Annotated in this window: 19 protein-coding genes, 1 tRNA gene and 1 pseudogene; 11 read left to right on the plus strand and 10 right to left on the minus strand. The window is 52.7% G+C overall.

What is annotated here, in order from left to right:
• Positions 1 to 19: 19 nt before the first annotated feature.
• From ybtX to ybtP, 3 genes are read right to left on the minus strand one after another with little or no spacing between them, the layout of a single operon-like run.
• On the minus strand, positions 20 to 1300 hold the full coding sequence (gene ybtX, locus OGV77_RS17810) for a yersiniabactin-associated zinc MFS transporter YbtX (protein ID WP_087050464.1): 1281 nt from the start codon (positions 1298 to 1300) through the stop codon (positions 20 to 22).
• Positions 1293 to 3095, minus strand: coding sequence for a yersiniabactin ABC transporter ATP-binding/permease protein YbtQ (ybtQ, locus tag OGV77_RS17815; RefSeq protein WP_087050463.1), 1803 nt, complete (start codon positions 3093 to 3095; stop codon positions 1293 to 1295). The genes ybtX and ybtQ overlap by 8 nt, the downstream gene beginning before the upstream one ends.
• Complete coding sequence (gene ybtP / locus OGV77_RS17820; protein WP_286502939.1) at positions 3082 to 4794, minus strand: yersiniabactin ABC transporter ATP-binding/permease protein YbtP; 1713 nt, start codon at positions 4792 to 4794, stop codon at positions 3082 to 3084. The genes ybtQ and ybtP overlap by 14 nt, the downstream gene beginning before the upstream one ends.
• Positions 4795 to 5050: 256 nt before the next feature.
• On the opposite strand from ybtP, the gene ybtA reads away from it, so the two are divergent.
• The 3 genes and pseudogenes from ybtA to OGV77_RS17835 form a co-directional block, all read left to right on the plus strand.
• Positions 5051 to 6010, plus strand: coding sequence for a yersiniabactin transcriptional regulator YbtA (gene ybtA / locus OGV77_RS17825; protein ID WP_047412253.1), 960 nt, complete (start codon positions 5051 to 5053; stop codon positions 6008 to 6010).
• Positions 6011 to 6211: 201 nt separating this feature from the next.
• Positions 6212 to 8233 (plus strand): siderophore yersiniabactin receptor FyuA, encoded by a 2022-nt coding sequence (gene fyuA, locus OGV77_RS17830; RefSeq protein WP_087050461.1) that lies wholly within the window; start codon positions 6212 to 6214, stop codon positions 8231 to 8233.
• A gap of 101 nt (positions 8234 to 8334) precedes the next feature.
• Positions 8335 to 8609 (plus strand): annotated as a pseudogene (locus OGV77_RS17835) (DUF4942 domain-containing protein); the annotation flags it as partial.
• 95 nt (positions 8610 to 8704) lie between these two features.
• Here the strand turns inward: OGV77_RS17835 and OGV77_RS17840 are convergent.
• Both OGV77_RS17840 and OGV77_RS17845 read right to left on the minus strand, forming a co-directional pair.
• Positions 8705 to 8792, minus strand: a tRNA-Ser gene (locus tag OGV77_RS17840).
• A 143-nt stretch (positions 8793 to 8935) separates the two neighbouring features.
• Positions 8936 to 10564, minus strand: a complete 1629-nt coding sequence (locus OGV77_RS17845; protein ID WP_087050460.1) for an ABC transporter substrate-binding protein — start codon at positions 10562 to 10564, stop codon at positions 8936 to 8938.
• Between the two features lie 270 nt (positions 10565 to 10834).
• Between OGV77_RS17845 and yccA the strand changes: the two genes are divergently transcribed.
• Positions 10835 to 11494, plus strand: coding sequence for an FtsH protease modulator YccA (gene yccA / locus OGV77_RS17850; RefSeq protein ID WP_043015806.1), 660 nt, complete (start codon positions 10835 to 10837; stop codon positions 11492 to 11494).
• Positions 11495 to 11551: 57 nt separating this feature from the next.
• On the opposite strand, the gene OGV77_RS17855 is transcribed toward yccA, so the two are convergent.
• Both OGV77_RS17855 and OGV77_RS17860 read right to left on the minus strand, forming a co-directional pair.
• A complete protein-coding gene (locus OGV77_RS17855) occupies positions 11552 to 12028 on the minus strand; it encodes a hypothetical protein (protein ID WP_043015805.1) in 477 nt (158 codons plus the stop codon).
• Complete coding sequence (locus OGV77_RS17860) at positions 12025 to 12780, minus strand: winged helix-turn-helix domain-containing protein (RefSeq protein ID WP_087050459.1); 756 nt, start codon at positions 12778 to 12780, stop codon at positions 12025 to 12027. The genes OGV77_RS17855 and OGV77_RS17860 overlap by 4 nt, the downstream gene beginning before the upstream one ends.
• A 308-nt stretch (positions 12781 to 13088) precedes the next feature.
• Here OGV77_RS17860 and OGV77_RS17865 point away from each other — a divergent pair, with 308 nt between their 5' ends.
• From OGV77_RS17865 to tusE, 6 genes are all read left to right on the plus strand, one after another.
• A complete protein-coding gene (locus OGV77_RS17865; RefSeq protein WP_170927996.1) occupies positions 13089 to 13832 on the plus strand; it encodes a fimbrial protein in 744 nt (247 codons plus the stop codon).
• Positions 13833 to 13907: 75 nt separating this feature from the next.
• Complete coding sequence (locus OGV77_RS17870; RefSeq protein WP_043015802.1) at positions 13908 to 14414, plus strand: CS1 type fimbrial major subunit; 507 nt, start codon at positions 13908 to 13910, stop codon at positions 14412 to 14414.
• A gap of 72 nt (positions 14415 to 14486) precedes the next feature.
• On the plus strand, positions 14487 to 17204 hold the full coding sequence (locus OGV77_RS17875) for a TcfC E-set like domain-containing protein (protein WP_087050457.1): 2718 nt from the start codon (positions 14487 to 14489) through the stop codon (positions 17202 to 17204).
• Position 17205: 1 nt separating this feature from the next.
• Positions 17206 to 18363 (plus strand): CblD like pilus biogenesis initiator family protein, encoded by a 1158-nt coding sequence (locus tag OGV77_RS17880; protein WP_170927995.1) that lies wholly within the window; start codon positions 17206 to 17208, stop codon positions 18361 to 18363.
• Between the two features lie 10 nt (positions 18364 to 18373).
• Positions 18374 to 18925, plus strand: a complete 552-nt coding sequence (locus tag OGV77_RS17885) for a LuxR C-terminal-related transcriptional regulator (protein WP_087050456.1) — start codon at positions 18374 to 18376, stop codon at positions 18923 to 18925.
• A gap of 69 nt (positions 18926 to 18994) precedes the next feature.
• Complete coding sequence (tusE, locus tag OGV77_RS17890) at positions 18995 to 19324, plus strand: sulfurtransferase TusE (RefSeq protein ID WP_043015798.1); 330 nt, start codon at positions 18995 to 18997, stop codon at positions 19322 to 19324.
• On the opposite strand, the gene yccX is transcribed toward tusE, so the two are convergent.
• Genes yccX through OGV77_RS17905 form a run of 3 tightly spaced genes read right to left on the minus strand, consistent with a single transcriptional unit; the run spans position 19321 to position 21002 of the window.
• A complete protein-coding gene (gene yccX / locus OGV77_RS17895; protein WP_020996508.1) occupies positions 19321 to 19602 on the minus strand; it encodes an acylphosphatase in 282 nt (93 codons plus the stop codon). The genes tusE and yccX overlap by 4 nt on opposite strands.
• Positions 19603 to 19648: 46 nt before the next feature.
• The gene (locus tag OGV77_RS17900; protein ID WP_043015797.1) at positions 19649 to 20437 is read right to left on the minus strand and encodes an AraC family transcriptional regulator; all 789 of its coding nucleotides are present in this window, start codon (positions 20435 to 20437) and stop codon (positions 19649 to 19651) included.
• Between the two features lie 13 nt (positions 20438 to 20450).
• Entirely contained in the window at positions 20451 to 21002 is a 552-nt protein-coding gene (locus tag OGV77_RS17905) for a YbhB/YbcL family Raf kinase inhibitor-like protein (protein WP_087050455.1), read from the minus strand.
• A gap of 214 nt (positions 21003 to 21216) precedes the next feature.
• Here OGV77_RS17905 and rlmI point away from each other — a divergent pair, with 214 nt between their 5' ends.
• Positions 21217 to 22428 carry a 23S rRNA (cytosine(1962)-C(5))-methyltransferase RlmI gene (gene rlmI / locus OGV77_RS17910; RefSeq protein ID WP_075144916.1) on the plus strand — a complete coding sequence of 404 codons (1212 nt, stop codon included), beginning with the start codon at positions 21217 to 21219 and terminating at the stop codon, positions 22426 to 22428.
• Positions 22429 to 22468 lie beyond the last annotated feature (40 nt).

A 22468-nucleotide genomic window follows, 5' to 3' on the forward strand; every position in this document is an offset into this window, starting at 1 on the left:
TCTCTGTGTTATTCCCGGATCAATCAATTGCGCTTGTCATCAATTCTTTTGCCGAATGCAGCCGGATATAAGCAATCCACGCCGCCAGCAACGTTAATCCCCCGGCAAACAGGAAGCAGACAACATAGCCAAAATGTTGAGCAACAACGCCGCCGATAACGCCTGCCAGAATGGCGATTGCCGCGTCAGTACATTGAAAGAGGGTGAAGTCGACCCCGGCCTGCAAAGGCGATGAAAGCGACATCAGCGTGGCGTAAAGACAGACCAGCGCGCAGGCCAGCGAAATGGACTGGACAATAACCAGACACTGGAGAATCGACAGCAGCAGATGACCCGGCGTTATCAGGAGCGTCATCACCACCGCCAGCAGCGCGATCCCCTGGATGCCATAAGCCGTCAACAGCGCTCTGCCGGGTGAGGTGTATTGCATCAGTAATCCGCCGGCCAGCGTTCCTGCTATTCCCGCTGCAATATTGCCGCCGCTGAACAGCGCGCCCAACGCTGACATGCTTAACCCATGATCCAACAACAGCGGAGCCAGAAGGGGCAGCACAAATCGCATGCCTGAATTCAGCATTAATACCAGCAGTAAGCCCAGGCGCGTCTGTTCCCTGCTTAGCGCATAACCTAAGGCCGGAACATGCGGGATAGTCGCTGTTCGCTTCGGCTCTTTAATACGCCACAACGGGAATGACAGCGCCATAATCAACACCGCCATCATTAGCATGGCGACAGGCCAGCCGGATGATGCCGACAGCATCAGGAACACCCCGCCTCCGCACATCATTCCCAGATAGCTACCGCCGACCTGCACGCTGTTTCCCCAGCCGTAACCCGCACGGGTAAGTTGATCGACGCAAAAGCCGTCGCTGGCGATATCAATGGTGGAGGCAACCGTGCCTGCCACCATAAACAGAACAAATAACGCGACGATTTGCGTATCGGGAAATCCCCCTTCTCGCCCGAACCAGCCAATCGCTGCGGCAATCGTCAGGATCGCCGCTAACACAACCTGACCACGCAGAATTAACATGCGGGAACGGCGTTCCTGGCTGCCGGGCGGAAGCCGCCAGCGTTCGATCCACGGCGCCCAAATAAACTTCAGCGCCCAGGGCAGCATGAACAGGGTTGTCGCACCGGCCAGCGCCAGCGAACCGCCTGCAGCTCGCACCAGCGCGGGTAATGACTGCATAGACAGCGCCGATACCAGGCTTTGTGTCACATAGACGCCGGCAATAGCAAAAATCACCCGTCCGGCCGTCAACGTCAGTGGTTTCACATTCGACTGAACATCACTCATGTTCCCATACTCCAGGCGCGGAAACCCCTACGTCGCGCCACGCGCGCGCGGCCAATTGCGCCTGCCACATTGCCTGATAACGTCCATGTTGAGAGAGCAATTGCGCATGGGTACCCTGCTCAACCACCTGCCCTTCTTTCATCACCAGAATGTTTCCGGCCCCGGCGATGGTGGATAAACGGTGAGCAATGATAATCACCGTTCGGTTGTGAACCAAATTATCGATCGCTTTTTGCACCGCCAGCTCACTTTCAATATCCAGCGCTGCGGTCGGTTCATCGAGAATGACGACCGGCGCGTTTTTCAATAACGCCCTGGCAATAGAAATTCGCTGGCGTTCGCCGCCCGAAAGCTGACCGCCCATCTCCCCCATTGGTGTCAGCCAGCCTTGCGGAAGACGGGAAATAAACTCAAGGCACTGTGCCGCGCGGGCGGCCTCTTCCACCTCCTGTTGCGTCGCCTGCGGGCGCGCGATACGGATATTCGCCAGCAGTGTGTCATCGAACAGCCAGACATCCTGGAAAACAACAGAAATCAGACTATTGAGCTGTTCCGGAGTCAGGCGACGAATATCGACGCCGCCAATAGAAATCTGCCCTTGCTGTGGATCGGCATAGCGCATTAACAATTTAGTGACTGTGGTTTTGCCTGCGCCGGAGGCACCCACCAGCGCGCTCATACTGGCTGCCGGGAACGTCAAAGAAACATGATTAAGCGCGTGGCCGTCGCCTTCTTCGTAGCGATAGCTGACGTTGTCAAAGCGGATATCGTAACGTTCCGGCATCTCGCTTTGCTCTGCAACGGGAAGCGGCGCTACCGCCATAAACTGCTCAATCCGTTGCAGGGCGCTGGCGATCAGTTCCACAACTGAGGTGTAGCTGATAAACATCGCCATCGGTTCTGAAAAGCGCATAATCATCGCGACGGCGGCAATCAGAAAGGCGAGGTTCAAAGTACCCGTCCCCACCCAGACGATCCCGGATAACACCACCACCTGCAGGCCCAACTCCACGACGCTGGCGATCAGCATCGTCGCGCCTGCGCCCTGACGATGGGTGCGGGTCTGTAAGTTTTCCAACGCATTGAAATGCGCCAGCAGCGCCCGGCTTTTTTCAGCATCGCTGCCGCAGGTACGCAATACCATCATCCCCTGAGCAAACTCAACGATATCTCCGCTCAGCTGCTGGTGCGCTTCCCCCAGCGTCTGCATTTGTCGCCGCATCGCCGGGCGGCGCCAGTAATAAAACGGCACCAGCAGAGGGAAAATTAGCAACATCACCAGCCCCAGCCGCCAGTCTATCCACAAAGTCGCCAGTGACGCCGTCAGCGGCGTGACGATGGTGAGCAGCAAAATATTGGCTATCGCAATAACATAATTGAGGTTTTCATCCACGCTGCCCAGCAGTAAGGCGTTCATTTCGCCCGCCCTGCCGCGCTGGAGCTTTTCCAGCGGCACGCGACGTAACTGCTCCCCTATTCGCAGGCGTAACTCATGGGTGGCCTGCGCCAGATGACCACGGTATTCAAAGCCCAGGCCATACCAGCGTAGCGCCAGCGTCACAAATGCAGCAACGCTGAAGGCCACAGCCCAGTTGAGAAGTTGCGGCGCGTCTCCCCGTAACAGCGCATCAATGATCGGATAAAGACAGGCAAAGGCGATCCCCTGCATAAATGCCGCCAGCAACAAGGCTAGCATACAGCGTCGCAGCATCCTGGCCTGGCTGCCAACGCTGGAGATAAGCTGGCGCCAGATGACGCGCCAGGCGAGGTTATCCGCAGGATTATTGTCTTTCATTTTCCGCCACCTCTTCCTGTGTTCCACCCGGCAGCCAATGCTGCGCCTGCTGATAGTGTTGCCAGAGCCGTTGATACAGCCCCCCCTGCGCCAACAGTTGCGTATGGCTCCCCATTTCCCTGAGCTGTCCGTCGGAAAACAGCAATATCACATCGGCCTGAGTCACCATTGAGAGTCGATGCGCGACCATGATGACCGTCCTGCCGCGCATGGCTGCCGCGAGCGCCTTGATAAGCGCCGCCTCGTTTTCCGAGTCAGCAAACGCCGTCGCCTCATCGAGTACCAGAATGGGGCGATCTTGTAAAAGCGCCCGGGCGATGGTGATGCGCTGCCGCTGGCCACCGGAGAGAAATACGCCGCGTTCCCCAACTCGCGTGTTGTAACTTTCTGGCAGCGCGCTAATAAAATCATGGGCCTGCGCCACTCTGGCCGCGGCGATTACCGCCTCCAGCGGCGTATCCGGTGCACCCAGACGAATGTTATTGGCTATCGTGTCGGCAAAAAGGAAGTTGTCCTGAAACACAAACGAGAGTTGCTTCATTAAGGTGTCCGTCTGCATATCGCGCAGATCCACGCCGCCAATACGGATATGGCCTTTGTCCGGATCGGCGTAACGCAGCAGCAAGCGCGCCACTGTGCTTTTTCCGGCACCGCTAGGCCCAACCAGCGCCACAATTTTCCCGGCGGGCACATGAAAGCTTACCTTCTGCAACGCGGCGCCAGTACGCGCTTGCGGATAATGAAAGCTCACCTGCTCGAAGGTAATGCTCGCCTCTTTCGGTTGCTGGTCAAACAGCGGCAGCGATAACTCCGGCATCGCGAGAACCTGATAAATACGTTGAATGCTTAAACGTGTTTGCGCGACCAGATTATTGAGCATCATCATTGGCATCACAGCTTCGGCCATTCCGCTGCCCAGCAGTAAAACGGCTACCCACGCGATAAAATCGAGACTGCCATAATGCAACAGGCCGTATCCCGACCAAATCAGGACAAACAGGGTCGGGAGAGGATTCAGAATTGAGAATGAGAAACGCGCTGAAAAACCGGCTTTGCGATACCAGGTTTTGAGCACATCGACCCACTCTTCAAGAGCGCGTTGATAACGCAAAAAACTGGTGCTGCCGCTATCAAACATTCTCACTACGGGCATGGCCTGTACGAACTCAATAACCGCCGCGCTGACTTGCTCACGCGCCTTATGATAACGCTGAGCCATATCTTCCGAACGCTGGCGGGTGAGCACGAGAACAATTAAGCCAAACGCCAGTACCCCCAGCGTCGCGATTGCAAGCCGCCAGTCCAGCCAGAACAAGATAACGATTGTCGCCAGCGGCATGATGATCGCGCGGGCATAGAGCGGCGTACTGTCGGCCACAAAGATATGTAACGACTTCACGTCATCCAGCATCACTTTCGCCACTGCCCCGCTACCCATTTGCTGTAACACACCAGGCGGAAGCTGCAATGCTTTACGGGCTAGCCTGCTGCGCAGAATATTCTCCAGATGAAAAGCCGCATAATGAGAAGTGTTAAACGCCAGTAGGCGCAGAACAAAAGTTAAGACCACGCAGCCGATCAAGCCGCCCAGCGTCCAGACCGGAAGATCGTCTGGCGTCGCACGAATATCGCGTAAACTCCACGCCAGAAAAAGAAGAGCCCCCAGGCTGGTTAATGCCGCCAGTCCTGCCAGCGCCATAGCTAAAATAACCTTCCTGCGAACAGGGGTAATCACCTGCCAGAGAGGAAATCGGGACGGTGATTCAGTATTGGATGATTGAGATGACATGGGAGTAACTGAATTTCCTGATGAATTTTTACAGACACCAAAAACGGCAATTCATGGTGGCGTTCTGATAATTAATGTGAATAATAACCATTATCAATAACTCATCTACCCCATTCAGTTCTTTTTTTACCCGCATTGGTCTAAGCCACAGGGAGATAACCCGGTCATGACGGAGTCACCGCAAACGCAATCTGAAATCTCTATTCACCAGTTGGTGGTCGGGAAACCTGCAAACGATGGCAATATTCCTGCTCAGTGTGAACTGCTGCGCTATTCGTTGCAGGAAGGTATGGATATTTTGCTCTGGAGGGGCCATTTTGCGCGGCCTGAGACGTTGCAGCTACACGATGATCTGGGCAGGATTAACTTCTCGTGCATCCTGGAAGGCACATCGCGATTTGCGATTCAGGGACTCAGGCGCCGCACCGAATGGGAGCTTACGCGCAATCGCCATTACATTACCCATACGCCAGACTGCCGCGGCAGCGCCTCCTATTGTGGCCGATTCGAGAGCATTACCCTCTCCTTCAGTCCTGAAACTCTCGCGCTGTGGGTACCGGATATTAGCGCGCCCATTAAGAATAAGATCGATTCCCACTGCTGTTGCCAGCAGCAGCGTTGTAATGCTGAAACCCACTTAACGGCTCAGGCCTTGCGTCACGCGCTGATGCGCATGCACGACGGCTTCAGCCATGAACAAAAGCCGTCGACGCTATGGTTGCAGGGGCAAAGTCTGGTCATGCTCAGTCTGGTGCTGGATGAACATCGTGAAGACGCCAGTTGCCTCTCCTGCCACTTCAACCCGATGGAACGCCAGAAACTACTGCGGGCGAAGGATCTGCTGCTGGCTGATCTAACGCAAGCGCCGGGCGTCGCGGAACTGGCCAGAGAATCCGGTCTGAGCGTTCTCAAAATTAAGCGAGGCTTCCGCGTTTTGTTCAACAACAGCGTCTATGGCCTGTTTCAGGCTGAACGAATGCAGGAAGCCAGAAAACGACTGGCTAACGGCAATACCTCAGTCATGACGGTGGCGGCCGATCTGGGCTATGCCAACGCCAGCCATTTCTCTGCCGCCTTCCAGAAACAGTTCGGCGTAACCCCCTCGACCTTTAAACGCTTGATTTAACCGGGGTCCCGCCCCATAAATTGCTCCCTGACGGAGGCCTGGATACCCCATCCTGGCCTCTGCTCTTTCCACTAGTCACCAACCCGAAACGGGCATAAATAAACCCGTTTCGGGTAGCACCTCTATTAGAAATAGTTATCATTTTCAATTCACTATTGTCGGTATTTTTGGCGTTTCGCCGTCTTACAGGGACTCACAACAATGAAAATGACACGGCTTTATCCTCTGGCCTTGGGGGGATTATTGCTCCCCGCCATTGCTAATGCCCAGACTTCACAGCAAGATGAAAGCACGCTGGTGGTTACCGCCAGTAAACAATCTTCCCGCTCGGCATCAGCCAACAATGTCTCGTCTACCGTTGTCAGCGCGCCGCAGTTAAGCGACGCCGGCGTTACCGCCAGCGACAAACTCCCCAGAGTTTTGCCTGGGCTTAATATAGAAAACAGCGGCAACATGCTTTTTTCGACGATCTCGCTACGCGGCATCTCTTCGGCGCAGGACTTCTATAACCCCGCCGTCACCCTGTATGTCGATGGCGTTCCTCAGCTTTCCACCAACACCATCCAGGCGCTTACCGATGTACAAAGCGTGGAGTTGCTGCGTGGCCCACAGGGAACGTTATATGGCAAAAGCGCTCAGGGCGGAATCATCAACATCGTCACCCAGCAGCCGGACAGCACGCCGCGCGGCTATATTGAAGGCGGCGTCAGCAGCCGCGACAGTTATCGAAGTAAGTTCAATCTGAGTGGCCCTATTCAGGATGGCCTGCTGTACGGCAGCGTCACCCTGTTACGCCAGGTTGATGACGGCAACATGATTAACCCCGCGACGGGAAGCGATGACTTAGGCGGCACCCGCGCCAGCATAGGGAATGTGAAACTGCGTCTCGCCCCAGACGACCAGCCCTGGGAAATGGGCTTTGCCACCTCACGCGAATGTACCCGCGCTACCCAGGACGCCTATGTGGGATGGAATGATATTAAGGGCCGTAAGCTCTCACTTAGCGATGGTTCACCAGACCCGTACATGCGGCGCTGCACTGACAGCCAGACCCTGAGTGGAAAATACACCACCGATGAGTGGGTTTTCAATCTGATCAGCGCCTGGCAGCAGCAGCATTATTCGCGCACCTTCCCTTCCGGTTCGTTAATCGTCAATATGCCTCAGCGCTGGAATCAGGATGTACAGGAGCTACGCGCCGCTACCCTGGGCGATGCGCGTACCGTTGATATGGTGTTTGGGCTGTACCGGCAGAACACCCGCGAGAAGTTAAATTCAGCCTACGATATGCCGACAATGCCTTATTTAAGCAGTACCGGCTATACCACCGCTGAAACCCTGGCCGCATACAGTGACCTGACCTGGCATTTGACCGAGCGATTTGATATCGGCGGTGGCGTGCGCTTCTCGCATGATAAGGCCAGTACACAATATCACGGCAGCATGCTCGGCAACCCGTTTGGCGACCAGGGTAAGAGCAATGACGATCAGGTGCTCGGACAGCTATCCGCAGGCTATATGCTGACCGACGACTGGAGAGTGTATACCCGTGTAGCCCAGGGATATAAACCTTCCGGGTACAACATCGTGCCTACTGCCGGTCTTGATGCCAAACCGTTCGTCGCAGAAAAATCCATCAACTATGAACTTGGCACTCGCTACGAAACCGCTGACGTCACGCTGCAAGCCGCGACGTTTTATACCCACACCAAAGACATGCAGCTCTACTCTGGCCCGGTTGGGATGCAGACATTAAGCAATGCGGGGAAAGCCGACGCTACCGGCGTTGAGCTTGAAGCGAAATGGCGGTTTGCGCCAGGCTGGTCGTGGGATATCAATGGCAACGTGATCCGTTCCGAATTCACCAATGACAGTGAGTTGTATCACGGCAACCGGGTACCGTTCGTACCACGTTATGGCGCAGGTAGCAGTGTGAACGGCGTAATTGATACGCGCTATGGCGCACTGATGCCCCGACTGGCGGTTAATCTGGTCGGGCCGCATTATTTCGATGGCGATAACCAGTTGCGGCAGGGCACCTATGCCACCCTGGACAGCAGCCTGGGCTGGCAGGCGACTGAACGGCTGAACATTTCCGTCTATGTCGATAATCTGTTCGACCGTCGTTACCGTACCTATGGTTACATGAACGGCAGCAGCGCCGTCGCGCAGGTCAATATGGGGCGCACCATCGGAATCAATACGCGTATTGATTTCTTCTAGTAGTTTATAAAGGGATGCAGCAACCGCATCCCTATTACAACTGAATTGGTATATTCAACAACGACGAAGATACGACCGACTCTACAGTACTGCTGCCCCATATTGAACAAGCCCCTACTGACGCCGAAATCTTAACCGATCATACTGATGTCATTTACTCCACCAGCGTTGAGCCCATTGTGACAGGGCGTAATGCTGCACTGACACAGATTGAGACACAGATACGCCAGCTTAACGATATCACCGAAGTATCGGTGGCAAAACGGCTCTGGACTGGGCTATGAAGCAGGATTTTCGCTGCGGCGGCTGGTTACTGGAAAAAACTGAAACTGCTATGAAAGTCATCACCCGCAACCTCGATCGCGGTATATGGCGGGTCATGATCGGCAGTGCGAACCAGACGGCAATGGCATACTGGAAACCAATAAAAAAGAAAAAACCCAAGTCGCATAACGACTTGGGTTTCATGTTTGGCGGAAGCGTAGAGATTCGAACTCTAGAACCCTTTCGGGTCGCCGGTTTTCAAGACCGGTGCCTTCAACCGCTCGGCCACGCTTCCAATGAGGCGCACTATAAACATCCCGAACGGACCTGTAAAGCACCAATGTGTTCGTTTGCCTGAAAAACAGCCAAAATGTTATTAATCGACTGAAATAACAACAAATTGACCGTTTATTCAGCACAAATGCAGGGCTGCAGCACTCAATGTTTTTTGATGAACATATCTTTGGTGTAGTAGTTTCCCCGGTTATCCGGCGCAAATCCCCCCACCCACGGCTTCACGAGATGCGTACGGACATAGTGGTAAACCGGAATCGCTGGTACATCCTCGCCTAAAAGGTCTTCAGCCTGCTGGTAGTATTTGCCTCGCTCCTGGAGCGAAGTTGCTTTCGCTGCATTTCGCATCGCTTCGTCAAAGGCGGGATTACTGTACTTCGTTGTATTTTCACTATCACCGGTACGGAAAATATTGAGGAAGCTTGAGGCATCATCATAATCGGCTATCCACGCATAGCGAACGACGTCAAAATTACCGGTATGCATAGTATCCAGCATGGTTTTCCATTCCTGATTTTGCAGCTTCGCCTCTACGCCAAGATTTTTCTTCCACATTGACGATGCGGCAATGGCAATACGCTGGTGCGTTTCGAAGGTGTTGTAGAGCAGATTTACGTTAAGCGGATGTTCAGGGCCAAAACCGGCTTCAGCCAGCAGTTTCTTCGCTTCGGCAATACGTTTTTCGAGCGGCCACGACGCATATTCCGGCGCATGCAGTTGAACTCCCCCTATTTCCGGCTGGCTGATAACCCACGCCGCGCGTTGCCCCTGCCCCATCACCTTTTGTGCAATGATGTCTTTATCTAACGCCATATTTAGCGCCCGACGCACGCGCGGGTCATTAAATGGCGCTCGGGTCGTATTGAACTGATAGTAATAAGTCGAAAGCTGAGGTGAAACATGGAGTTCATCGCCCATCGTCTTCTTCAACTGCGCGAACTGATTGACCGGTACGCTATACACAATGTCGATTTCACCAGCCTTATAGCGGTTAACGTCAGCGGACTCGGAACTGATGGGCAAATAGGTGACCTTATTAATAATCGTGTGCCGATCGTCCCAATAATGTGGGTTACGCTCGGCAACAATGCGCTCATTGACCACCCACTGCGATAATTTGTACGGTCCGCTACTGACAAAATGTTCTGGTCGGGTCCACTTATCGCCAAAGCGGCCTATTAGCACTTTATCCAGCGGGACCAGCGACGGGTGCGCCAGCATCGCCAGAAACGCCGCCGTCGGCTGCGTCAGGATAATCTCCAGCGTGTTGTCATCGAGGGCTTTTACCCCCAGCGTGGCGGGATCTTTTTTCCCTTGAGCAATATCGAGGGCGTTTGCAACATGCATATTGCCCAAATACGAAGAATAAGGTGAAGCCGTTTGCGGCGAGACCAGGCGCTGCCAGCTCCAGACAACATCCTGCGCGGTAATAGCAGAACCATCTGACCAGGTTATGCCCGGGCGTAAATGAAAGGTCCAGACGGTATTGTCTTTGTTCTCCCAGGACGCGGCAAGACGGGGTTCAATAGACCCATCGGACTTAACTGCCACCAGTCCGTCGAACATATCGCTGATTAAATTAAACTCAACGTTGCTTTCAACTTTATGCGGATCCAGCGACGCTGGCTCGCTGCCGTTATTTCTGACCAGTTCCTGTTTTTCTGCAAGTAGTGTTCCTGCGGGAACATTAGCCGCTCTCGCCGCGCCGTTAATAGACATCAAACAGACAGCTAACAGCGTAAACGTCAATATCTTCGATTTATGTTGAATCATTCCCTTTACCTTATTGCTCTGTTTTAGGTAGACACCGTTGTCACTGTCAGAGAGATTCGGGAATAACGCAATATTTTTCAGTTACCTGGCAGATGTGGATCTGACATTTTTGCACATACAGTGCTAACATCTGATTCGGGAGCTTTTGTTGAAATAATATGCTTAAGCCCGGCGGGTTAAAATGCGTAAAGATGGGTAAAACCGCTGTGTCATTCCCCTTGATTTCATTATCCTCCATCATTAATTACATCTGTCATAAGAGAGTGACTCATGGATCGTATTATTAGTTCTTCGCGCGATCGTACATCGCTACTCAGCACGCATAAGGTGCTGCGCAATACCTATTTCCTGCTCAGCCTGACGCTGGCGTTTTCGGCGATCACTGCGACTGCCAGTACCGTACTGATGTTGCCTTCTCCGGGACTTATCCTGACGCTGGTGGGTATGTATGGTCTGATGTTCCTGACTTATAAAACGGCTGATAAACCGGTTGGTATTCTGTCAGCTTTCGCTTTCACCGGCTTCCTGGGCTACATTCTGGGACCGATACTGAACACATACCTGTCTGCGGGCATGGGTGATGTTATCGCCATGGCTTTGGGCGGTACGGCGCTGGTCTTCTTCAGTTGCTCGGCCTATGTACTGACCACACGTAAGGATATGTCCTTCCTCGGCGGTATGCTGATGGCAGGTATCGTGGTGGTGCTGATTGGTATGGTTGCAAATATTTTCCTGCAACTGCCGGCGTTACATTTGGCGATCAGCGCGGTATTTATTCTGATTTCTTCAGGCGCAATCCTGTTTGAAACCAGCAATATCATCCGTGGCGGTGAAACCAACTACATCCGTGCCACCGTCAGCCTGTACGTTTCGCTGTACAACATCTTCGTCAGCCTGCTGAGCATTCTGGGCTTTGCGAGCCGCGATTAAGCAGCATCACTGATACGAAAAAAGAGAATGCCAGTGGCATTCTCTTTTTTTTATACCTTATTCACCCTTGCAGATATAAGTAGGATAACGCCGGTCCTGAATCAGCCACACCGAGGGCGATAGCTCAGAGATGGTGAGATAATAGCGGGAGCCCGGCGAGGCAAAGCTGCCCCATTGAGCATCGGGGGTGTTGTCATTGTGTCGACGCCAGGTTTTGGCGTAGCTCAAGACAATAACCTTATCATCTTCCCGTCGCTCCCACGTAAAATCTACGTCCCTGTCAACGATAAGGCTCCGACCTTCAGCCTTTGCAGCACCTTTGTACGTGGTCAGGCCGGTACCATTACGATGAAAATAGAACTGAGCAACGGCATTGACCTTCACTTCATTCACCTTTCCTTCATAGCGCGTAAAATTAAACTCAGTGCTGCAGGCCAACGCATCGCGTTTATAGGCTCCGCCCGTGTAGATAAAGAGCGCAACCGCTCCTCCAATTAATGCACCACCCAGCCCAAACAAAAGTTTGATTTTCATTCTTCCGCCCCGTTTTTGTAGCGAATGGTTTTACACAGGCTGGTTTCACTGACCGGACAAGCGCCAATGAATACTTCATCAGCAGCGGCAAGCGAAAAACGGGCACTGAAATAATAAATATCGTACTCCTCGCGCTCGCAAGCCACGTTATTGGCTTCCAGTCGCTCCGCTAATTTCGATAGCACTAACGGTCGTCCATGATCGTTGATAATCCAGATACTGCAACGCGCGATTTTTTCCTCGACCGGCTTTAATTTCGCCGGAACGGTTATCTCCAGCGGGCGGCTAAAATAGATGCTCGCCCCCAACGCCGCAACGATCAATGCCGCTATAATCAACCACCTTTTCAGGAACATGCGCCAGGGCAGTACGGCTTGTTGCCCGGAAGGGGGTTGCGGATCAGCAGCCTGAATGTTCTCTCCAGGCTGAAAAATTACATCGGCATCAAAACGGAAGCCATAACGCGGGACAGTGACGATAAATTCGTGCCCCTCTCCCAGAGACTGGAAGCTTTTACGCAGTTCGCTTACCGCCTTATTGAGATTATTCCCCGATGGCGTAAAGCCAAACTCTTCCCACACGCGAGCGATCAATTCCTCCCGGCTCAGGTCGCGTCCTCTGTGTTTAATAAATTCCTGCAAAAGACGAACGGCTGGCGCCGAAAGTGTTAATACAGACTCGGGTTGTCCAACAAGACTTATTACATGTGCTTCAGGATCAAATAACAACGAATTATTGCATATAAAAAACATCTTTTATTCTCGGCTGTTACCGCATGCTTTTTATTCCCTGGTACATCGACATGAAAACCGCCCCCTGAACTGCTTGTTTTTTCATCAGAAGGAATTTTCATTACATCCCTGGTCACGGTATTTTCGCTTAACTATACAACCTTAAAGCCAGAAAAGCAGGATAAAAAACTGTATATAAAGAGTTAACTAATACAAATTTTCACAAACCGCTGTTCTGGTTAAAGTTTCCCTGCCCTGAAGCCATACGAAAGCAGACGGTGTCCTGGTGTTAACGCGCCGCCTTTAAACTCAGAGCAGGCAGACTGATTGTGAAACAGAAAAAAAGAGTGAGCATGACAACCGCCTTTTATGTCGCCGCGCTGTCATTGCCATTTTTCTCAGAAATGACAATGGCCAATATGAGCGTATATCCCATGGAACTGAATGTAGACAGATCCGGTGCGGCGCAAATTAAGGTGGCTTCCAAAACGGATGATATTCAGTTCATTCGGGTGAGGCAAAAGAAAATTCTTAATCCCGGAACGCTTCAGGAAAAAGAAATCGACGTCGCTTCGTGGAAAGAAGGTGGCGTGGTGGTTACGCCAGAAAAATTTGCTCTTGCTGCAGGCGCAATGCGCGTTGTTCGTCTGGTATCGCTTATTCCGCCGAAAAAAGAGACCACCTGGCGCATCTATTTTGAAGGAGTAAAACAACCTGACAGTATTATTCCGGGCAAAGCAGATACACCTGCGGCGATGGCGACATTGGGCGTCAATGTGATTTGGGGCGCACTGGTCCATATTGCGCCAGAAGAAAGCGTAGTTTCACTGTCGGTCGACCCTCGCCGGGGGACGTTAAAAAACAGCGGCACGCTTCGTGTGCCGCTCAGAGAGATTGGTATTTGTGATGCAAATTCATCATGTAAATGGATAAAAGAAGATGCAACGATTTATCCGGACACTGAACGGAAATTAAAAATGCTCACAATGAACCACGGTCAGAAATATAAATTTCGCTACTTCAACTGGATGAATAAAAACACTGAAGAAGCTGATTTACCCGTCGTGCAATAACACGGCATCACTGTAAAAAACCACGTGTGGTTTGTTTAAAGAGCCCAGGTGCTCATTTATAAAATGGAGATATCAATGCGTAAATTAATTAAGCCTCTGATGATTGCTGCCGCGATGACCACGTCCGTTAGCGTTCTGGCGGTCCAAAAAGATATTACCGTCAACGCCAGCGTCGATTCACAGCTCGATCTGACTCAGGCCGACAATACGCCGCTGCCAGCCAGCATCGATATGCAGTACCTGCCGGGCCGCGGGCTGGAAAGTTATCGTGTAAATACCAAAGTCTGGTCAAACTCGGCCACCAACAACGTGAAAGTGCGTTTGGTAAGCGCAGCGCAACTGAGCAATACGGAAGGCGATCAGTCCGTCCCGATGACCGTGAAGCTGGGTGATAAAACCCTGACCACCGCCGATGCCGAGTTTACCGGAACTGAACTGTTCCCGGGCAGCATTGAAAACGGTTCAGCGGTACTGCCACTGACCATTTCTCAGACCACCAAAGGCATTCTGAAAACCGGTCAATACAGCGGAGTTGTCAGTCTGATGCTGACTCAGGCGACGACCACGGAAGGCGGGGCGTAACACCGCAGTATCTAAGGAATAACGTCAGAGGGTGCTCGCCCTCTGATGTCAGGATGATGTCGAGGCTCGGTCATGGCGTTTCACACAAATACTCTCCTCTTAGTTGCTTTATTACCTGCATCCATCCAACTCGCCTGCGCCGAGATGGCCGTGCCGGCAGGTTTTGAAGATCTGGTAAAAACGCAGCGTCTGTGGACAGAGGTAAACCTCTATGGCGAATCGCTTGGCCTTTTTGAAACGGATATCACGCTTGAAACGGTAAGTTTTGTCGCGCCAGAAACCCTGGTAGCGACCATCAAACGTCAGTTTAATGACGATCCTACCCTTGTTGCCACCGTGTCTGCTGCGCTGGCCGTTCCACTTGCTCGTAACGGCAACCTGGCGTGCAGCAGCAATGGCTCCGCAACGGGATGTGATTACATTGATACCCATCGCACGGCCATTATCTATGACGAGAATAACGCGCGCATTAGCCTGTTTTTGGACAAGAAATTTCTGCCTAAACAGACCACAGACAACCAGTGGTATCAGCCCACACAGGGCAGCGAGAATGCGTTGATTCATCAACAGAATATCAATTTTGTTGCTGACAGGGATTATCAGTCAGCCACCGTTCAGGGCAATGGCGCACTGGCCATGACGCAGGACGGTTACTTTAACCTCGACTGGATCTGGCAGGGGCAGCGTTCAAAGCGCCAGCAGCAGCAAGAGATAACCGTCAATAATGCCTGGTTTCGCCAGGATATCTGGCGTCAGTACTATATTCAGTTAGGCGAGATGGATACCCGCGATCTGTTCAGTAATGCCGGCGGGAATATTAACCTCAGCCAACTACCGCTGGGCAAAATTCGCGGCCTGCGTACAGGCTCGACAAGAGCATGGATTAATCCGGTTCAGCAGTCAAAGGGTACCCCCATCACCGTGCTGCTTTCCCACGACGCGCGTATTGACGCCCGCCGGGGCAATCAGTTGCTGGCCAGTTTTTATTTGAATGCCGGGGCTCAGACCCTGGACACGCGATCGTTCCCGGACGGAAGCTATACCGTGACGCTGTCCGTCTATGAAAATAACCGACTGACGCGCACCGAGCAGGTACCGTTCATCCGAACCGGCATTACACCGTTCGACCGCGTCGAGTGGTTCCTGCAGGCGGGCGAAACCGACAATAACGATCAAAACGATCAACGCAGCGCGGTCGCGCAGGCGGGAGTCCGCCTGCCTGTTACCCCAACCCTGGCACTGACCAGCGGCGTAACGATTAAGAAAAACCAGCATTTTCTGGAAAATGCTGTCGACTGGAGTCGGGGTTTTAATACGGGTCCAATCGATGGCGTGCTAAGCACCCGCTTTAGCTATCTGTACGGCAGCGAAGGACAACGCGGCAATATTCAGCAAATTAGCTATAACGACGGTTTTTCGCTGAGCTTCTATCGCAACGCGTTATCGGCGGAAAACTGCAATACCCAAAGCGCAGGATATGACGCCGTGAATGGCTGTTACCGAAGCATGTCGGTAATGTTTTCCGTCCCTGTTAGCGCCTGGTATGCCAGCCTGGGGTATTCGGATAACCGCAACGAAGGCCGGTACGTTTCACGTCGGGAACTCCCGGAAAGCGACGATCGCCACGATGTTGGCTTGCCGTGGGAGCCAGTTTATATGACACGCTCACGAACGCGGGCCTGGCAGAGTGGCTTGAGTACGACCTTCAGCACGCGCGGCCTGAACATCAACAGCAGCATTAACCTTTTCATGCGTAACGATGACTCCCGCGAAGGCAAGGATAAAGGCGGTTACCTGAGCGTGAGCCTGTCAATGGCGCATAACCGTCAGGGCGATGCGACAAGTTATACCTCTCTGGGCGCGACATGGCAGCACCAACAGCATGAAAAAAACCAGTTGAGCTACAACGTGGCGCACAACTGGTATGCCGATGCACGTGGTGAAAATGAGTATGGACTGAGCGCGTCAGGCATTAACAGCGATTCGCTCAATTCCTCTGCTTATACGCGCCAGGGTGGACGATATGGCAACGGGAGCCTGACAGTCAGCGATGCCTGGGATCGTCAGGATAGGCGCCATACTCTGAGCAGCAGCGGCAATTACAGTTCAACGCTTGCACTGTCGCGCTCCGGCCTGTGGCTAGGCCGTTGGAGTGACGGACGTCCTGCCTCAGCCATCGCAGTTAACGTTGCCACACCTGGAGATTCCCAGGATCCGAACGTCACCGTGTCACTGGATAACGGCGGCAGTGCAGACATTCCAGGCAATAGCCGCGCGCTCTTCGCAGTGCCGGGTTATCAGCAGACTACGTTGACGATTAACGAATCTCTGGATGTCTCAAGGGGTGTCAGCAGTGAAATAACACAAGGCTCAGGCAGCAGAACGCTGTTTATGGTGCCGGGCAAACTGCTCCGTCGGGACGTGCAAACCACGGCAAGCTACACATGGCTCGGCCAGTTAACTGACGAACAACATTCGCCGTTTATCGGCGGTGTGCCACTGAACGTTAATGGCTGGAGCGACTTAGGCAACGGTGGGTTTAGCGCTCAGAGCGACGCTCTGCTGCATAACCTCTACCTGGTACGTCAGCAGCAGTTTTATCAGTGCGAGCTGAACGTAAAAAGTATGCGCGACGTCGTGCGTTACGTCGGGTCGATCCCTTGCCGGGAATTAACCTTCTCTGCCCTGCCGGATGCGGTCCGGCAGCAGGCCCAGTTGATGCTCGCCGGACGATCGGTAGCAACGAGTCCAACGGCCATGAATGCAGACAATTTCACAATAGGGAAATGATGTGAACAAGTGCTTTATTATTATGCTTTTCTTCAGCCTGTGGGCTGGCCAGACCCAGGCTGGCGCCCCTGCGGGACGAAACTCCAGCGTTGGGATCAGCTTCGATCGCATGGCACCGCCTGCACGTTTCGATATCTGGCTTCATGAAACCGGCGGCTACGATGCCGCCGATCCGCAAAAGTGGGGGCGCAATACCCTGACTTGTCTGTCTCGTACCGACACAACCAATGGCGCCTGCATGAACGCACCGGTCTGGTTCTCAGCGAACCCGGCTGCGCCTTATGCTATCAATTTACGTTTCAAACATGCCCTTACCAGCAAAACGGTGGACATTAAGGTCTATGGCGACCACTACATGTTTATCAATAATAAAGTCTTTACCTTTGCCAGTTTTGTCTCAGGAGGGTCTGCCGATGTTACAGCCTGGAACAGAGAACCCTACTTTGATTTCTATATCGTGAAAAGCGAACTGGAAAGGCTCGCTCTGCCTGGTATCTGGACCGCCACACTGAAGCAAAACTTGCGCCAATGGGGGAGCGCTGATTGCGGCGGGAACTTCAATGACGTCAATGTCGGATGTCCTGGCTATCTCAGCATCGCTAACTGGCAGGCCACAATACGCATTGAGGTGGTCGATCCGGGTAATCAGCAGATTTATCTGCCGGCATTTCCGCACTCAACGCCTATCGTTAACCTCAACTTGACCAACTTCCCTGGGCGGCCGGGTGGCAGTGAAATCCAGGGGGAAAACACGCTGGATATGTGTCTGTACGACGGCAAGAACAGTACCAGTACTCGCACCTATTTACGGTTTGAGGACGATGGACTCTCTTCAACAGATCGTACAGAAGGCGCATTTTCGATCCGGCGACGCGGCGGAAGTCAGATCGGTACGCGGGATCGTCTCGACTATCAGGTCTACGTCACCAATCCCGTCACCGGCGTAACCGAAACCGTCGCTAACGGAAAAACGCTGGTCTGGCAGGGCACCAACGATCCGCTGCATCTGCGTCAGGTCGTCCTGCCCGGTGGACGTGAGAGCGTACTGTGCGTACCGGCCCCGATAGTCCTGAAAACCCCAGCGTTTGCTGCCAGCAGTAAAAATGCCGGGGATTACACCGGCACGCTACGCATTATCTACACACCCAGTACGTTATAAAGAGGCCGCAGTGAATTACGTCATTCTTGATAATAATCGTTTTTATGCGGAAGGGTTGCGCTACGCCCTTCTGCGCCGTAACGCTCAAACTCAGGTGGAGAACGGCGCGTTAAAGTGGCGCCGTTCTCTGTTGGCCTGTGACACCCTCGTTGTGCGCTGCCGTTTTTCCGTCGCGAGGACACATCTGGCGCTGGTCGACATTCTTCTTCAACTGGAGGCCAGGCGCTGGGAGGGGACAATTTATCTGGTGTGCAATGAAAAAGGGTGGGCACTGGCCACGCATTTACGTAAGCGTTTTTCTACGCTGACCTTATATATCATTGATGACCGAATTGCCGTCGTGGATGCAGCGTATCTGTTTGCTAAAGAGCCCCGTCGGGTACGCAGCCTGAATTGCTGCCTGACTGGCATGGAGTTCAATGTTCTCGACAGGCTGGTTAACGGTCAATCGGTAAAGCATGTTGCGCATATGACGCAGATTAGCGAAAAACAGGTATCCACGTATAAATGCAACGCACTGAAAAAGCTTAATGCCAACAATCTGCTACAGCTTCTTCTATAGGTCGAGGTTTCTCACGCCGCCCCTTATTTGCTAAACTAGGCGCGGATTTTACTTTATCGACAGAGCACTATGTTCATTTTTGCAGGCCATGAAATTGAAACCGATAGCGAAGGCTATCTGAAAGATACCACGCTGTGGAACGAGCCGCTGGCGGAGAAAATCGCTGAAAACGAAGGTATCGTCCTCTCCCCCGAGCACTGGGAAGTGGTGCGTTTCGTACGCGAGTTTTATCTCGAGTTTAATACCTCCCCTGCTATCCGCATGCTGGTAAAGGCGATGGCCAACAAGTTTGGCGAAGAGAAAGGCAACAGTCGTTATCTCTACCGCCTGTTTCCGAAAGGTCCGGCTAAGCAGGCGACTAAAATTGCCGGCCTGCCGAAACCGGTGAAATGCATTTAATAGCGGATACTAAATCCCTTTAGCTCGTCGCCAGGGCGGTGCGGTTCACTGAGAACCCGATCAACCCTGGCGCTGCTCGGTCCCCCAGCTTTCAACCACTTCATCAGTTGTTCCACTCGGTCGCTTTCACCGCAGGCGACAACCTCTACGCTGCCGTCATCCATATTCTTCGCGTAACCGGTCAACCCCAGCCGTTGCGCTTCATGCTGGGTGGTGTAGCGAAATCCTACTCCCTGAACCCGGCCATAGACCCAGGCGATGATGCAAACTTTCGACATTGCGGTTCTCCTTATCAACGTAAATGAAGGAACAGGTACCGAGGCCTCATCGCACCTGTTTCGGCAGACATCCGTAATGCTGGCGAAATCTTGCAGTAAATCGTGAACCTGACAGATAGCCACAGCGTAACGCAATTTCGCCAATCGGCAGCGTGGTCGACTGTAGTTGAGAGAGCGCACAGGACATGCGCACCTCCTCGACTATCTGCCGGTAACTCTGCGATTCCATCTGTAATCGTCTGCGTAACGTCGAGGTACCGATAGACAGGTGACCGGCAATCTCCTGAGCTGTCCATAGCTTAGCAGGGGATAACATAATAAGTTGTCGCACCTGTTCAGTAAGATTAAACCGTCGCTCGATAAGCAGAGGCCCTGCCACACCATCATGCAGTAGCGCCAGCAATAATCCCATCGCCTGATGCTCCTGCAATTTTGCAGGTAAGTCCTGGCGTACTGCATCCAGCAGGCTTTCCCACATAAATGCCAGTCCGTTGCTCATTGGCGTACATAGCGACGTCAATTTTGCCGGAGGGAAATCCTCGACCCAGTTATTTTTAAACGCGGTAATGATGCTCGTCGATAGCAACAGCAAATCCGATCGAAATGCTCCCTGTTCCGGCTGATTAATAATCTCCAGAGGCGTATTCGCCGGGATGATAATGAGCTCACCCGGTCCTGCAACCAGACGATTTTCATCCTGAATAATGACCTTACTTCCCTGCGTAATATGGCAAATAGCAGCAGAAAACAGTTTAACCCGATGCAAGCGGTGCAGATGGCCGGAACGCACCTCAGCGGTGGTAAGGTTGTTATGGCGAAAATGTACATCCTGCACCAGATTATCCTCTTTATTTTCTTGCGTAAGTGGCGGTTAATTCAGCTTTGGCAATCACGTGGCTGTTCAGCATAAAACCGACCAGGGCACCGCTGGCGTTACTGTCAATCGGCAACGCGTCTGTATTTAACGCCCACACGGTAAACTGATAGCGATGAGGTTTATCGCCCGGCGGTGGACAGGCACCACCGAATCCAGCATAACCGAAATCATTGCGTCCCTGAACTGCTCCTGCGGGTAACTTATCCATGCTGGCCCCGCCAGGAAGAGTGTGGATCTGAGCAGGAATATTTACGACGGTCCAGTGCCACCAGCCGCTTCCCGTTGGCGCATCAGGATCAAACAGCGTAATGGCAAAACTTTTGGCATCAGCTGGGGGATTTTGCCAGCTCAGTTGCGGGGAGATATTGTCGCCACTGCAGCCAAATCCCTTAAACACCTGTTTTTGCGTTAACTGCAGGTTAGCGGGTATGTCGGTGCTGTTGAGGCGAAACGTCGAGGCGGCAGAGGCATTAAAACTCAACGCGACAATGGCAGCGGTAGCCAATGAGTAGACAGCTTTCATTGCGTTTCCTTTTTCTGATTAAGAAATAGCAATGTAAACGGTGGGCATAAAAGAAACTGTGCCTCTGTGATAGCGTTTTGTGCCGAAACGCTCAACGCCATACGCTGATGATTGACCTCACCATCTGTGCTACTCTACGCGCCATTTTATTTTAATGGTTTCAGGTTGGTACTTTACTCCAGCCCGCGTCACTGTTTGTGAGAGGTTGCTCCGCATGACTGAATCTACAATTCCACATTATCCTCGTTTAGTGTTAGCCAAGGGGCGCGAAAAATCATTACTTCGCCGCCATCCGTGGGTATTTTCCGGTGCTGTCGCCCGTATGGAAGGTAAAGCCAACCTTGGTGAAACCGTTGATATTGTTGACCACCAGGGTAAATGGCTAGCACGCGGTGCCTTCTCACCGGCGTCACAGATCCGTGCACGCGTCTGGACCTTCGACAAGTCTGAATCCATCGATATTGATTTCTTTACCCGTCGTCTGCAGCAGGCTCAGACATGGCGTGACTGGCTGGCGAAAAAAGACGGTCTGGACAGCTATCGTCTGATCGCCGGAGAATCCGATGGTCTGCCGGGTGTCACTATTGACCGCTTCGGCAACTTCCTGGTGTTGCAGTTGCTCAGTGCCGGTGCTGAATATCAACGCGCCGCGCTAATTAGCGCCCTGCAAATTGTTTTCCCTGACTGTGCCATTTATGACCGTAGCGATGTGGCCGTGCGTAAAAAAGAAGGTATGGAGCTGACCCAAGGGCCAGTAACGGGCGAACTGCCGCCTGCCCTGCTGCCTATCGAAGAGCACGGAATGAAGCTGCTGGTTGATATTCAGCATGGTCACAAAACCGGCTATTACCTCGATCAACGCGACAGCCGCCTGGCCACGCGCCGTTATGTGGAGAACCAGCGTGTGCTGAACTGTTTCTCTTATACCGGCGGTTTTGCGGTCTCAGCATTAATGGGCGGATGCCGTCAGGTGGTCAGCGTGGACACCTCTCAGGAAGCGCTCGATATTGCTCGCCAGAACGTTGAACTCAATAAGCTGGATCTGAGTAAAGCCGAATTTGTGCGTGATGATGTGTTCAAACTGCTGCGCGCCTATCGCGATCGCGGTGAGAAATTTGATGTCATCGTGATGGATCCGCCGAAATTTGTCGAAAACAAAAGCCAGTTGATGGGCGCTTGCCGCGGTTATAAAGACATCAATATGCTGGCAATTCAGTTGCTCAACCCTGGCGGCGTACTGCTGACATTTTCCTGCTCTGGACTGATGACCACCGATTTATTTCAGAAAATCATCGCCGATGCCGCAATAGATGCTGGTCGTGATGTACAATTTATAGAGCAGTTCCGTCAGGCCGCCGATCATCCGGTGATCGCTACCTACCCGGAAGGGCTGTATCTGAAAGGGTTTGCCTGTCGCATCATGTAACTTGAAAAGTGGAATATTACCCTTACATAGAGGGTATCTA

The sequence above is a fragment of the Citrobacter sp. Ce129 genome, from assembly GCF_030334545.1.
Lineage (GTDB): Bacteria > Pseudomonadota > Gammaproteobacteria > Enterobacterales > Enterobacteriaceae > Citrobacter > Citrobacter europaeus.

Excerpts from the sequence above, each read along its gene's own strand:
- rlmI (WP_075144916.1), top strand. The coding sequence starts at position 21,217 with ATGACTGAATCTACAATTCCACATTATCCTCGTTTAGTGTTAGCCAAG.
- ybtQ (WP_087050463.1), bottom strand. The coding sequence starts at position 3,095 with ATGAAAGACAATAATCCTGCGGATAACCTCGCCTGGCGCGTCATCTGG.
- yccX (WP_020996508.1), bottom strand. The coding sequence starts at position 19,602 with ATGTCGAAAGTTTGCATCATCGCCTGGGTCTATGGCCGGGTTCAGGGA.
- ybtP (WP_286502939.1), bottom strand. The coding sequence starts at position 4,794 with ATGGCGCTGGCAGGACTGGCGGCATTAACCAGCCTGGGGGCTCTTCTT.
- yccA (WP_043015806.1), top strand. The coding sequence starts at position 10,835 with ATGGATCGTATTATTAGTTCTTCGCGCGATCGTACATCGCTACTCAGC.
- OGV77_RS17845 (WP_087050460.1), bottom strand. The coding sequence starts at position 10,564 with ATGATTCAACATAAATCGAAGATATTGACGTTTACGCTGTTAGCTGTC.
- OGV77_RS17855 (WP_043015805.1), bottom strand. The coding sequence starts at position 12,028 with ATGAAAATCAAACTTTTGTTTGGGCTGGGTGGTGCATTAATTGGAGGA.
- OGV77_RS17860 (WP_087050459.1), bottom strand. The coding sequence starts at position 12,780 with ATGTTTTTTATATGCAATAATTCGTTGTTATTTGATCCTGAAGCACAT.
- OGV77_RS17875 (WP_087050457.1), top strand. The coding sequence starts at position 14,487 with ATGGCGTTTCACACAAATACTCTCCTCTTAGTTGCTTTATTACCTGCA.
- OGV77_RS17870 (WP_043015802.1), top strand. The coding sequence starts at position 13,908 with ATGCGTAAATTAATTAAGCCTCTGATGATTGCTGCCGCGATGACCACG.
- ybtA (WP_047412253.1), top strand. The coding sequence starts at position 5,051 with ATGACGGAGTCACCGCAAACGCAATCTGAAATCTCTATTCACCAGTTG.
- ybtX (WP_087050464.1), bottom strand. The coding sequence starts at position 1,300 with ATGAGTGATGTTCAGTCGAATGTGAAACCACTGACGTTGACGGCCGGA.
- fyuA (WP_087050461.1), top strand. The coding sequence starts at position 6,212 with ATGAAAATGACACGGCTTTATCCTCTGGCCTTGGGGGGATTATTGCTC.
- tusE (WP_043015798.1), top strand. The coding sequence starts at position 18,995 with ATGTTCATTTTTGCAGGCCATGAAATTGAAACCGATAGCGAAGGCTAT.
- OGV77_RS17905 (WP_087050455.1), bottom strand. The coding sequence starts at position 21,002 with ATGAAAGCTGTCTACTCATTGGCTACCGCTGCCATTGTCGCGTTGAGT.